The organism is Calditerrivibrio sp., from assembly GCF_049968475.1.
In the GTDB taxonomy this organism is placed as follows: Bacteria; Chrysiogenota; Deferribacteres; order Deferribacterales; family Calditerrivibrionaceae; genus Calditerrivibrio; species Calditerrivibrio nitroreducens_A.
On the sequence record NZ_JBMFQS010000001.1, the window covers coordinates 521336 to 534072 of the forward strand.

Annotated in this window: 12 protein-coding genes; all 12 read left to right on the forward strand. The window is 34.9% G+C overall.

The window, feature by feature from the left end; translation table 11 throughout:
* Positions 1-86: 86 nt before the first annotated feature.
* Complete coding sequence (locus tag ACP5Q2_RS02625) at positions 87-2363, forward strand: flagellin (protein ID WP_428096928.1); 2277 nt, start codon at positions 87-89, stop codon at positions 2361-2363.
* A gap of 38 nt (positions 2364-2401) precedes the next feature.
* The gene (locus tag ACP5Q2_RS02630) at positions 2402-2581 is read left to right on the forward strand and encodes a hypothetical protein (protein WP_013450831.1); all 180 of its coding nucleotides are present in this window, start codon (positions 2402-2404) and stop codon (positions 2579-2581) included.
* A 129-nt stretch (positions 2582-2710) separates the two neighbouring features.
* A complete protein-coding gene (locus ACP5Q2_RS02635; protein WP_424605955.1) occupies positions 2711-2866 on the forward strand; it encodes a hypothetical protein in 156 nt (51 codons plus the stop codon).
* On the forward strand, positions 2866-3855 hold the full coding sequence (gene pseB / locus ACP5Q2_RS02640) for a UDP-N-acetylglucosamine 4,6-dehydratase (inverting) (RefSeq protein ID WP_428096932.1): 990 nt from the start codon (positions 2866-2868) through the stop codon (positions 3853-3855). Before ACP5Q2_RS02635 ends, pseB begins: the two co-directional genes overlap by 1 nt.
* A gap of 17 nt (positions 3856-3872) precedes the next feature.
* Complete coding sequence (pseC, locus tag ACP5Q2_RS02645) at positions 3873-5084, forward strand: UDP-4-amino-4,6-dideoxy-N-acetyl-beta-L-altrosamine transaminase (RefSeq protein ID WP_428096935.1); 1212 nt, start codon at positions 3873-3875, stop codon at positions 5082-5084.
* Positions 5081-5926: a cytidylyltransferase domain-containing protein gene (locus tag ACP5Q2_RS02650; RefSeq protein ID WP_428096938.1), complete on the forward strand. Its 846-nt coding sequence runs from the start codon at positions 5081-5083 to the stop codon at positions 5924-5926. Before pseC ends, ACP5Q2_RS02650 begins: the two co-directional genes overlap by 4 nt.
* A 36-nt stretch (positions 5927-5962) precedes the next feature.
* Complete coding sequence (locus ACP5Q2_RS02655; protein ID WP_428096941.1) at positions 5963-6991, forward strand: PseG/SpsG family protein; 1029 nt, start codon at positions 5963-5965, stop codon at positions 6989-6991.
* Between the two features lie 115 nt (positions 6992-7106).
* The gene (locus tag ACP5Q2_RS02660) at positions 7107-7256 is read left to right on the forward strand and encodes a hypothetical protein (protein ID WP_428096944.1); all 150 of its coding nucleotides are present in this window, start codon (positions 7107-7109) and stop codon (positions 7254-7256) included.
* 347 nt (positions 7257-7603) lie between these two features.
* Positions 7604-8281 (forward strand): class I SAM-dependent methyltransferase, encoded by a 678-nt coding sequence (locus tag ACP5Q2_RS02665; RefSeq protein ID WP_428096946.1) that lies wholly within the window; start codon positions 7604-7606, stop codon positions 8279-8281.
* Positions 8278-9030, forward strand: a complete 753-nt coding sequence (locus tag ACP5Q2_RS02670; RefSeq protein ID WP_428096949.1) for a WbqC family protein — start codon at positions 8278-8280, stop codon at positions 9028-9030. Before ACP5Q2_RS02665 ends, ACP5Q2_RS02670 begins: the two co-directional genes overlap by 4 nt.
* A gap of 72 nt (positions 9031-9102) precedes the next feature.
* Entirely contained in the window at positions 9103-10125 is a 1023-nt protein-coding gene (gene pseI, locus ACP5Q2_RS02675; RefSeq protein ID WP_424605944.1) for a pseudaminic acid synthase, read from the forward strand.
* A gap of 83 nt (positions 10126-10208) precedes the next feature.
* Entirely contained in the window at positions 10209-12086 is a 1878-nt protein-coding gene (locus ACP5Q2_RS02680; RefSeq protein ID WP_424605943.1) for a 6-hydroxymethylpterin diphosphokinase MptE-like protein, read from the forward strand.
* Positions 12087-12737: the final 651 nt, after the last annotated feature.

A 12737-nucleotide genomic window follows, 5' to 3' on the forward strand; every position in this document is an offset into this window, starting at 1 on the left:
CAACTGTTCCGATTCACTGCTTAAGACGCAGGGAAGCGTCATAGAAAATAGAGAAACCCTCTATTGAAAGAATCAAGGAGGATAATATGGCAGTGTCAATTTACAACAACCTAATGTCTTTGAATGCCCAAAGGCATATCACGGCAACCAACAATATGTTGGGAAAGTCTCTTGAGAGACTATCTTCAGGTCTCAGGATTAATCACGCTTCAGATGATGCCTCAGGTATGGCAATCTCTGAAAAGCTGAGGGGGCAGATAAGTGGTCTGAAAAGATCGATTATGAATGCCCAGGATGGTATATCTATGCTTCAAACTGCTGAAGGAGCCTTAGAAGAGGTCTCTTCAATGCTCCAGAGGATGAGGGAGCTGGCGGTACAGGCGGCAAACGGTACCTATACTTCAAATGATAGGGTTGAACTCCAGAAAGAGGTGGAACAGCTCAAATCTGAAATAAACCGTATCTCGGCAGCCACCGAATTCAATACCAAAAAGCTCTTAAACGGTGATGGTACAGCCCTTTGGTCGGCAAGTGAAAATAAGATCAATGCCATCATCAGGGGTAATGTTGCCGAAGGGAACTACGAAATATCCCTCAAAGCTAACAAAATCGGCAAGAATCAGATATTCAAAACTGATATAATGACCCTTCAAGAGGGTAAGATTGGTGCGGAATATAAAGATAGCACAGCAAATGCAACATATGATACAAATATCAAAGAGGTTAGGGAACCCAGAACTCTCTGGTCTACCGGGAGTTCAGATTACACTCTTACACTTGTAGGTACGGCAAGTACCACAAACTCAGCTGTGGCAACGATAGGTTCTTTTTTGCAACCAGGATCTGCAGGAACTGTAGGATTAAACACAATAAGCTCAAATTTGACCTTTGACGGTTATGCTCTTGTGGAGATCACAGGTGATAATAATAGTGCTGCAATAACATATTTTTATGATGCAATAACAGGGCAGAGGATAGGTTCTTCTACAGATAATGATATCGCTGATGGTATAACAACCACTGCAGGTTTTAGCCTCTCAGCAGTAGGGACCTTTCAAAATGGAGATAGATTTTTATTTTCCATTTCGAGGGGGATTGATTATACTACAGTGGGAGATGGTTCTGGTGCGATAATATTGACGGATGGCCCTTCAGATAAACAAATTAATCTAACAATTAACTTCACAGCAGTTAATTCACTTGCATCTTCTACAGATGATATAACACATACAATCTATCTAGCTGATTTGGATGAACTGACAGGTAATTTAAACCTTGGTAGTATAGATATAGTATTTGCCAAGACAGATGGTACCGTCAATACTGGACAGGGTACCCTTCATCTCTCTGGCGGTGGTGAAGCAGCTACTACAACTACAAAGCTAAAAGATATTGCAAGGTTCATAGATGCTGATGGGAATAACCTATTTGAAAACAAACAGGAGCTCACCATCTGGGGTAACGGGAAGAGTGCTATGATCTATCTTGAAGCTGATGACACCGTATCAGACTTCGAATACAAGATGACAGATGCAATCGTAAATAAACTTGGTTTAGGATCTGATAATGCTCTTGTAAATTCTCATTTGGTGGATTATATCTCTACACCGACAACTGATGGAGCAAGAACAGTAAAAGGTACCTTTATAATTCAGACAGCTCTTGCGGGAGAGCAGGGGGAGATAGCTTTCAGTGGTGATCAGAGACTCCTTAATGCGCTTTCTTTAGCTGAAATTCAGAAATCAGAAAACAACACCACCCTTGTAACCATCAAAGATGCCCACACCGGTAATCTAATAGGTACAGATGAGACAGGTAATGATAGAGTAAATGGCGTGATCAATGGTATAGAACTCGTAATAGATTCAAGGGCAAACGTATCTGCTGAATGGGATTCCACAAACAGTACATTGAAATTTAAAGAAAATGCTAATGCTTCCACCAAGAAATATTACCTCCATGTGGTGGATAATTCCACTGATCTACAAATAGGGCCAAACAAAGGGCAGAGTCTCTCGGTATCTATACCTCAGCTGGATGTGAAAGGGCTTGGGATCGAAAATGTGTACCTTGTTTCCCAGTCTCTTGCCCAGAAGGCAATTCCGGATATTGACAATGCTTTGAGTCAGGTGGTGACAATCAGAGCTACTATAGGTGCCCAGATCAACAGACTTGAACACACAATTAACAATCTGACAGTGGCAAAGGAGAATATGACCGCTTCTGAATCAAGAATTCGTGATCTTGATGTTGCTGAAGAGATGGCTACATTCACAAGATTTCAGATTCTTGGGCAATCTGGTATGGCTATGCTGGCCCAGGCCAATCAGATTCCACAGATGGCTTTACAACTTTTGAAATAGTTTGATAATTTAAAAAATTAAAAAAATGGAGGTAAGTTATGTCTGCAGTAGTTAGAAAAAGTGAAAACAACAATATAAATAAAGAAAAATCTCAGCTTACCAAACTTTATGAAATGTTGAGGGAAATGTTTAATACGGATTACTACGGAGCAGTTGAAATCAAATTTGAAGCAGGTAAAGTGACAATTGTAAAGAAAACTGAAAGTATAAAGATTTAATTTTAGCATCGATTAAGTGAGATTATGGGCGGGTATACCCCGCCTTTTTTTACACGGTAGGATAAAATTTCCCGATCTTTTGGCATGGTAATTGAAAAGAGACCTTTAAAAACCTTTAAGGAGGTTTTTATGAAAGGATGCAGAAAATTTTCTTTGATGCTTTTTACAAAAGAGTTGAAAAAAGTTTTCAATAAAATGTATAATGAAAGTGACAGGTTTGATATTACATCATACTTTAACGGTCAGAAGATCCAGATTAGCTTTGAAAGGATCAAGGGGAAATGATGTTTAAGGATAAAAATATTCTGATAACTGGTGGCACCGGATCTTTTGGAAAAGAGTTTGTAAAATATCTATTGACCAAATGTGAGCCTAAACGTGTAGTGATATTGAGTAGAGACGAATTTAAACAGTATGAGATGGCCCAAGAATTTAGTAATGACAGGCGTTTGAGGTTCTTTTTAGGTGATGTAAGGGACAAGGATAGGCTCTATAGAGCTTTTTATGGTATAGATTATGTTGTACATGCCGCTGCATTGAAGCAGGTGCCAGCTGCGGAGTATAACCCTTTTGAGGTTATAAAAACTAATATTTTGGGTGCCCAAAATGTTATTGAGGCTTGTATTGACAACAATGTGAAAAAGGTTGTAGCTCTTTCCACAGATAAAGCTGCAATACCGATAAATCTGTATGGAGCTACAAAACTATGCTCTGACAAGCTTTTTGTGGCTGGGAATGCTTACGCTGGAGGTAGAATTACACGGTTTGCCGTTGTAAGGTATGGGAATGTTTTGGGTAGTAGAGGGTCAGTATTACCTCTTTTTTTAAAGCAGAAGAGGGAGGGTTTGATAACGATTACCCGCAGGGATATGACAAGGTTTTGGATTACATTACCACAGGCGGTGGAGCTTGTGGTAAAGGCTTTTAGGTATATGACTGGTGGGGAGATATTTGTTCCTAAGATACCTAGTATGAAGATGATCGATTTTGCTGAAGCTATTGCACCGGAGGCAGAGATTAAAGAGATAGGTATTAGACCTGGAGAAAAGATGCATGAGGTTATGATCCCTGAGGATGATGCAAGGCATACGAGGGAATATGAAGATCATTATAGGATTATTCCAGAATTTTTGGATTGGAAAGCGCCAAGTGAATTTGGTGTTGGTGGTAAGACTCTTCCGGAGGGCTTTTCTTACAGAAGTGATAATAATAATTGGTGGCTAACAAAAGAAGAATTGATAAAGATTATAAAAGAGCTTAATTTTGAAATCTAAAATGTTGGAGTATTTAAATGATAACAGATGATAAACCAACAAACTTAAATACTCAGTATCGATATATCACTTATGGAAAGCAATATATAGATGATGAAGATATAAATGCTGTTGTAGAGGTATTAAAGTCAGATTTTTTAACCCAAGGTCCTAAGGTAAAACAGTTTGAAGATGGTTTGGCTGAATATTGTGGCTCGAAATATGCAGTGGTTTTTAATAGTGGCACATCTGCCTTGCATGGGGCATATTTTGTAGCTGGATTATCAAAAGATGATGAATTTATTACATCTGCGATGACCTTTGTGGCTACGTCGAATGCAGGGATCTATTTGGGAGCTAAGCCTGTGTTTGTAGATGTGGAATCAGATACAGGTAACATAGATGTGGATTTGATTGAAGACAAAATATCTGAAAAGACAAAGCTTATCGTTCCGATCCACTATGCTGGTCATTCTTGTGATATGGAAAAAATCAGGAATATTGCAGATAGATATCAGCTAAAGGTGGTCGAAGATGCCTGTCACGCCCTCGGTGCAAGATATACAACCAATGGTTTAACATTCAAAGTAGGATCTTGCCAATTTTCTGATATGACGGTTTTTAGCTTCCATCCCGTAAAACATATCACCACTGGTGAAGGTGGGGCAGTGCTCACAAATGATTATGATCTTTATGAGAAGTTGCTTTTATTTAGAAATCATGGGATTACAAAAGAGAAAAGGAAGTTTAACAAGTATCATTCTATGTTTGATGGGGATTGGTATTACGAAATGCAGTTTTTGGGATATAATTACAGAATGACTGAAATTCAGGCAGCTCTTGGGATAAGTCAGCTAAACAAATTGGATCGTTTTGTATTGAAAAGAAGAGAAATAGTAGATATTTATAATTCCCATTTTAAAGGAAACGTCTATTTTGATATACCTTTAGAAAAGGGGTATGCTTTTCATTCATATCATCTTTACCCGATTAGGCTAAAAGATAGATATAAAGATCTCAAAAAAGAGATTTTTGAATTACTAAGAAAGAATGGTATCGGTGTGCAGGTGCATTATATCCCTGTATACCATCATCCATTTTACGAGTCAATGGGTTATGAAATGGGGATCTGTAAAGATGCCGAGGATTTTTATCAGCGGGAGATTAGTTTACCTATCTATCCGGCAATGACGGAGGAAGATATAAGTTATGTAATAGATAAAACGTATGGGGTGTTTAAATCTTTATGAAAATTGGGGCTATTATTCAAGCGAGGAGCTCTTCCACGAGGCTTCCAAAAAAAGTTTTACTCAAATTACCTTTTGGGGGTGGTATTACAGTTCTTCAACAGGTCATAAGAAGAACCCTTAAGTCCAGCATGATCAATGAATTGATCGTTGCTACCACAAATGATGTTGCCGATGATGAGATAATAGATATATCCGAACAAGAGGGTGTTAAATGGTTTAGGGGAAGTAAAGAGGATGTGCTTAGTAGATATTACAATGCAGCAAAGGAAAGTTCTATCGATTTGATAGTAAGAATTACCTCTGATTGCCCTTGTATAGACTGGCAGATAATCGACAAGGTTATAGAATTACATCTAAAGGATAACGCCGATTATACATCCAATACTATAAAACCCACCTTTCCACATGGGCTTGATGTGGAGGTGATATCTTTTTCAGCCCTTGAGAAGGCTCATTTACAAGCAAAAGATAGTTTTGAAAGGGAGCATGTTTGCCCATACATTTCCACCACTCATTGTGATATGTTTAAGATATCATCGTTTGAGGCACCTCAGGAGTTGTATGCTCCTGATATAAGGATTACTCTGGATACCGAAGAGGATTACGCTTTATTGTGTGCTGTGTTTGACTTTTTATTCGAAAAGGAACAATATTTTTTAGCAGGTGATGTTGTCCATCTCTTTAGGTCGAAACCTTGGTTGAAAATTATAAATAAAAAAGTAGTCCAAAAAAAGCACTTTTTTGATTTAAAAGATGAGCTTAAAGAGGCTATAAAGATTTTGAAGTTGCAAGATTTAGATGGAAGTGCCGATATAATTAGAAAATTCGTTGATGGTATGTAATTTTGTATAGTATAATTAATCATCGGTGATAATTGTATGAAGATATATATAATTACAGAAGGTGGATCAGATATAGGTTTTGGGCATCTGACACGAATGTATGCTGTCTATCAAGGGTTCAAAGTAAGAGGTATTACACCGAAGTTTATAGTTAATGGTGATGATTTTGTTGAAGATATTATTAAAGAAGCAGAGTGTGAGATTTTTGATTGGATTGATAATAAAGCAAGGTTATTCGACCTTATAAAAGGTGCTGATATTGCTATTATTGATAGTTATTTGGCAGATAAATCTTTGTATGAAGAAATTAGTAATATTGTAAAACTTCCCGTTTATTACGACGACAACAATAGGTTGGAGTACCCGAGGGGTGTAGTGATAAATGGTAATATCCATGCAAAAGATCTAAATTACCCTGAGAGGGGTGATATCGTATATCTCTTAGGTATGGAATATTTACCACTGAGAATGGAATTTTGGGATCTCCCTGAAAAAGAGATTAGGGTAAATATGGAAAGTATAATGATCACATTCGGTGGTGATGATGTGAAAAATATGACTCCTAAGGTTTTAAATTTTCTTGTAGAGGAGTATCCTGGTTTAAAAAAGTATGTGATAATAGGGAGAGGATTTAGGAATATAGATGAGATAGAAAAATATGTTGATAATAAAACGTTTTTGGTATATCATCCAGATGGTAAAAAGATTAGGGATATTATGTTGGATAGCGATATTGCCATCTCTGCTGGTGGTCAGACCCTTTATGAACTTGCAAGGGTGGGTGTGCCAACAATAGCAGTGATAGTAGCAGAGAATCAGATAGGTAATGTGAAAAAGTTTGAGGAATTGGGGCTAGTGGAGAATGTAGGATGGTGGGATGAACCGTTGTCTAACATCAAAAGTAAGATTTTAAAGCTTTCATCATATAAGAATAGAAAAGAGAAATCAGACCTTTTGCGAGAAAGAATATCGATGATATCTGAAGAGCTTTTTAGTGAAAAGTTGTTAAAAAAATTTAATAGTCTATTGAATTTAGATCCTCTTAGTAATTTTAGAAAAATTTAGTCTGGATAATAAAACCCTTAGGGAAGTGATCTATGAGTGGTTTTAAACTTTATGGGAAGATATAAGAAAAGAAGGTAGATCAGCAAGATTTCCATATGAGAAGGTAATCAGTTTTGTGTTGAGATATTACCTTAAAGAAAAGTCCAAAAATGATGTAAAAATTTTAGAGGTTGGGGGTGGTGCTGGGAATAATTTGTGGGCTTTAGAATTGGATGGTTTTAGTGTTTATGGTATCGATGGGAGTAGTACAGCGTTGGAATTTTAAATTTTGAAAAGAGATGGACTTTGCCCTTTAGAAAATGGTATTTTACAATTTCATAACATTAATCCTTTTCGAAGATATACTTGACAATTATTTAAATTTATGTTAACATAGCTAAGGGTGAATAAGTAAAATGTAATTTTATGGAAAATTCTACGCTATCTATTATAAAGAATCTGATTTTATCAGATCAAAATAATATGGATCTTCTTGCTTATGCAGATGGTGGTAATGATTCGGTTTGTATTGCAAAAATCTTGTGATGTTTAGCAAGAAAACTTATCGATATTGTAGAAATTTAAAAAAATATCTGGTAGATTTTTACTCAAGTTAACATTTAAGAGGTTAGTATGGGTAATTTAATAAGTAATATTAAAGGTTTAAAATTTCCAGATCTGTATGTAACAAAATTTTTTTTCAAAGAAAAACTTGATAAAATTACAGGAAATGTATTAGAGCTGGGGTGTGGAAATGGTAACAATCTATCTTTATTTTATTCTTATGAATATGATGTTGTTGGAATTGATATAGACGACGATGAAATTAAAAATGCTAGGTATAATTTTGAAAATCTTTTTAAAACAGATTCAGACAATTCTTTCCAATTCTATTGTGGTGATATTAGGGATCTTAATTCATTGTTGAGCTCTGAAGTTAAATATGATGTTGTGCTTTTGCCTAATATTATAAATTATATTAAAAGAGAAGAATTTAAAAAGCTTCTTTGGGATTTGAGGTCTTTTTTAAAATCGAATGGTAAAATCTTTATTAGATTTAGATCTCCAAGAGATATGAGGGTGGCTTTATCAGAAAAAGTAGGTGAAAATGAATATATAATAAAAAGTGAAATTACAAATGAGAAAGATAATTATCTTACATTATATGAAGAAGCTGAAATCTTGTTGTTAATTAATGAGTATTTGAAATTAAATAATTTTAAGACTTTTCATCTTTATGAGGAGAATTACCATGTTGATAGAAAGATTTTCAATGCTGATATAGTTATTTGGGGCGATTTTAGTTTATGATTTGTGCAATAATGCAGCCCACATATAACCCTTGGTTGGGGTATTTCGATTTGATAGATAGAGTTGATTGTTTTGTGTATCTGGATAATGTTCAATTGGTTAAAAGAAGTTGGCAGGTGAGAAATAGGATAAAAAGCCCTAATGGCGAACTTTTTTTAACTATACCAATAAAACATACAGCTCCAAGGGATGATATTACAATAAATAAAGCTTTGGTGAATGGAGATGGGTGGAGAAGAGATCATTTAAAAGCTATTGAGTACAATTATAAAAAATCGAAATTTTTTGACGATATCTTCCCTTTTGTAAGTAGCTTGATTATGAATGAAATTCAGATCTTATCTGAATTTAATATCAATTTTATTGAACAAATCAAAAATATCTTGGGAATAGAAACTAAGACTATTAAAAGCTCGGATTTATCAAATTTAAATTACAAGAAAGATGATCTGCTGGCGGCATTATGTAAAGAAATAGGAGCTGATACATATATATCTCCACAAGGTTCTTCAGTTTATATAGATCGTGATACTATTGGTGGTGCATTTACAAGAGAGAATATTAAATTATATTATCACAATTACGATCATCCAAAGTATAATCAACTTTTTGGTGAGTTTTTGCCATATATGGGGGTTTTGGATCTACTTTTTAACGAAGGGGTTAGAAATAGTATTAATATAATAAGAAGTGGTAGAAGAGAGCTGATATATTATTTAGATTTTAGTGAAAGATTAAAATCTATTTGATAAGATTCTGAGGTTTATTTTAGATAAATGTTTGTTGGATATTTATATAGTTTACAAAATAGGGGATAATATATGACTAATCTTTTGGATAAAAACGTTTTTATAATTGCTGAGCTCTCGGCAAATCACAATCAGGATATAAAAATTGCAAAAGAAACTCTTTATGCGATGAAGGAATCTGGTGCAGATGCGGTAAAATTACAAACATATACCCCTGATACAATTACTATAAACTGTAATAACGAATACTTTCAGATTAAACAGGGGACCCTTTGGGATGGGCAGACCCTTTATCAGCTTTACAAGCAGGCTTATACCCCATGGGAATGGCATTATGAGCTTAAAGATTTAGCTGAAAAGCTTGGTATCATCTTTTTTTCCACTCCGTTTGATAAAACTGCTGTAGATTTTCTCGAAACCCTCAATGTCCCTATTTATAAAGTGGCATCTTTTGAGATAACAGATATACCGCTTATTGAATATATCGCTTCTAAAGGTAAGCCAATAATAATCTCAACAGGAATAGCCACATTATCTGATATTCAGCTTGCCGTTGATACATGCAAGGATAATGGATGTAAAGAGATCACATTGCTAAAGTGTACATCTTCCTATCCTGCTCCTTTAGAGGAGGCAAATCTTTTAACAATACCTGATATGAAAGTCCGATTCGGTGTGAATGTAGGTATCTCAGATCACACTTTGGGTATCTCAGTACCGATTGCTTCTGTTGCCTTAGGTGCTCGAGTTGTGGAAAAACATTTCATAATTGATAGGAAGCTGGGCGGGCCCGATGCTGCTTTTTCCCTTGAGCCTAATGAGTTTGCAGAGATGGTAAAGAATATCAGGGAGGTGGAAAAGGCTTTGGGCACTGTAACATATGATCTATCCCCCAAAGTTGAAAAGAGTCGGATATTTAGTAGAAGTCTTTTCGCTGTGGATGATATAAAAGTGGGAGAGATATTTACAGATAAAAATATAAGGTCGATTAGGCCCGGGTATGGTCTTCATCCAAAATATTACAAAGAGCTTTTGGGGAAAAGAGCAAAAAGAGATATAAAACGTGGAGAGCCCTTGACTTTGGATGATCTGTAATATTTTAAAAGTTTAAAATTTCCCATATCTTTGGCATTATCTTTGCTTTCATGAATTATACATAAAATAAAATTGGAGTGTGTATGGACTTTTACAAAAAAAATTTGGAATGTTTAAAAAAGTATAGACCTGAGATTTATGAAAAATTAGCAAATTTTTCCCCTTCCAAATATAAAGTGATTACTTCTAATCATCCAAAGAGATATCCAAATCTTTTGCACTTGTCATCGGATATGATGGCTTACAATAATAATGATCCTTTGACCCCTATTCTACAGGATCTTAAGGATAAAGTACATTTACCGATACTAAATCTGTTTTTTGGTTTTGGGCTTGGATATGAGCTGATGGGGATGCTTCAAAACTATAATGTTCCTGAATCGGTATATATTGTGATAGACCCAGAAATTGAGCCATTTTATCATGCAATGAAAATGATAGACTATGAGCTGATGATAAAAGATCAGAGAGTTTTTCTTTTTATTGGAGATCCTGATAAGAATATGTTTTTAAACTTTCATGATATATTGATGATGGGGAATTTAAAGCTTTATGTAAAAGCTATAAATATTATCGATAACAAACTTTCTATAAAACTTCATACCTATTACTATAAAAATATTATGAATCATCTAAAGGACGCAATCAGGGAGGTACTGCTCCATTTCGGCAATGATCCTTGGGATTCTTTGATAGGTATAGAAAATATCTTTCTAAATATCAATGAAATAATAAGAAATCCTGGTATCAAAGATCTCAAAGATAAATTTAAAGGTAAACCTGGGATCGTGGTGGCTACAGGTCCGTCCTTAAATAAAAATATAGAACTATTAAGAGGTTTAGAAGATAAGTCGGTTATCTGTGCTGTGGATGCGTCAGTAAGGGTAATGAAAAATTATGAACTTAAGCCTCACTTGGTCACGTCTTTGGAAAGGGTGATTGCCACGTCTAAACTATTTGAAGGTCTTACTGCTGAAGATGTAAAAGATGTATATTTAGCAGCTTGTCCTGTGATAAGACCAGAGACTTATGCTAATTTCCCTGGAGAGAGAATTATCGTATACAGAAATTTTGCCACATTTCAATGGCTTGAGATAGAAAAAGGGATCTTAAACATCGGTTCATCTGCTGCTAATATGGCTTTTAAGATTCTTGAGTTTTTAGGTTGCAATCCGATTATTCTTATTGGTCAAGATCTTGCTTTTGGTGAGGATGATGTCACCCATGCAAAGGGAGCTACTTTTGGGGAAAAAGAGGAGCATTATCATAAGGGAGAAAGAATTTTAGAGGTTGAAGGGAATTTTGTCCCTAAGATAAAGACCACAGAAACATGGTATAAATTTCTAAAGTATTACGAGAAAGATATTGCAAACTTTAATGGTAAAGTAGTTAATGCAACAGAAGGTGGTGCAAGGATTCCGGGAACGGAAGTCATATCTTTTAAAGAAGCTATAGATAGATATATAAATGAAAGGATAGGGGTGTTGGAGACTATAAAATCCTCTCTTAATTATCCTACACTTGAAGAGATAGAACTTTCAAGGAAAAAGATGATGGAAAAGGTAGTGGATGCTATTAGTTATGCAGATGAGGTGATAGCCCAGATGCATGATGGGAAAATACTTACAGAAAAATTCACTAGGAGTATCATAAGTGACTTTGAAAAAAATGGAAAATATGACGTTGATGAGGCAAATAGATTGTTTCTTCAAATTCAAAAGCCATTACAGATTTTCTCAGAGAAAAAGTTTTTTGAGATATTTATGCATTTTGTGCAGTCTTATTTTATTACAAGCTTTATAGAAATAAATGGAGCTATGGGATCTAATCTACCAGATTACAAAAAAAAATTTAGTGTTGTAACGATTTTAGATGACATGTATTTAGTTATGGAAAGACTTATACGGGCGATGAAAGACTCTATGATTAAGATGAAGCAGATACTTGATAATAGAAGTTAAAATTTTCGGAATGTGAAATAGAAATATTTCCAGCCAGAGCTAGATTTTAACATAATGGAGTTAATAAAGGAGGCAGAGAATTTAAATAAGTTTTCCATCAGGAAGATGGGAAGAAGCTGTCCATATTCTTATTACTACCATCTATCTGGTAAGTATCTCTATACCTGTCTTCAATCACTTCTACTTTTTTCTTGCATTTAAAAAAATAATAACAAGGCTACTTTTAGAGTAAAAAAGTATTACTAAAATAGTCAATAAAAGAAAATTATGGCTATAAATATTTTTATTATTTCATGTTTTTCAAAAGTTGGGATTTGCTTCTTTCAGAGGTAGCTTGCTAATATAAAGAAACTTTAACATAGAGTATAAACTTACAGAGAAGAAAATGAAAAACCTACCGATACAACTTTTGGGCATAAAAAGTATTGACAAAGTGATAAAAGAAAATTAAAAATTAAGTTACAGTAGAATATCCAAAAGACTTGAAATTAGCTTGAGGTGACACCACCATTTGGAGAAGAGGATATAATCTTTTATTCAAGCACAGAGGAATTGGGGGAGATTGATTTTATAGAATCTGATGCAGTCTATGCAGTAAAGGCTGTCTCAAGAGACATAGGGAAAAGAACAAGGGGAATAAAAATTGTAGGG

Bases quoted from the DNA above. Each gene is read 5' to 3' on its own strand.
- pseB (WP_428096932.1), top strand. From the start codon at position 2,866: ATGTTTAAGGATAAAAATATTCTGATAACTGGTGGCACCGGATCTTTT.
- ACP5Q2_RS02625 (WP_428096928.1), top strand. From the start codon at position 87: ATGGCAGTGTCAATTTACAACAACCTAATGTCTTTGAATGCCCAAAGG.
- ACP5Q2_RS02630 (WP_013450831.1), top strand. From the start codon at position 2,402: ATGTCTGCAGTAGTTAGAAAAAGTGAAAACAACAATATAAATAAAGAA.
- ACP5Q2_RS02650 (WP_428096938.1), top strand. From the start codon at position 5,081: ATGAAAATTGGGGCTATTATTCAAGCGAGGAGCTCTTCCACGAGGCTT.
- ACP5Q2_RS02665 (WP_428096946.1), top strand. From the start codon at position 7,604: ATGGGTAATTTAATAAGTAATATTAAAGGTTTAAAATTTCCAGATCTG.
- ACP5Q2_RS02680 (WP_424605943.1), top strand. From the start codon at position 10,209: ATGGACTTTTACAAAAAAAATTTGGAATGTTTAAAAAAGTATAGACCT.
- pseI (WP_424605944.1), top strand. From the start codon at position 9,103: ATGACTAATCTTTTGGATAAAAACGTTTTTATAATTGCTGAGCTCTCG.
- pseC (WP_428096935.1), top strand. From the start codon at position 3,873: ATGATAACAGATGATAAACCAACAAACTTAAATACTCAGTATCGATAT.
- ACP5Q2_RS02670 (WP_428096949.1), top strand. From the start codon at position 8,278: ATGATTTGTGCAATAATGCAGCCCACATATAACCCTTGGTTGGGGTAT.
- ACP5Q2_RS02635 (WP_424605955.1), top strand. From the start codon at position 2,711: ATGAAAGGATGCAGAAAATTTTCTTTGATGCTTTTTACAAAAGAGTTG.
- ACP5Q2_RS02655 (WP_428096941.1), top strand. From the start codon at position 5,963: ATGAAGATATATATAATTACAGAAGGTGGATCAGATATAGGTTTTGGG.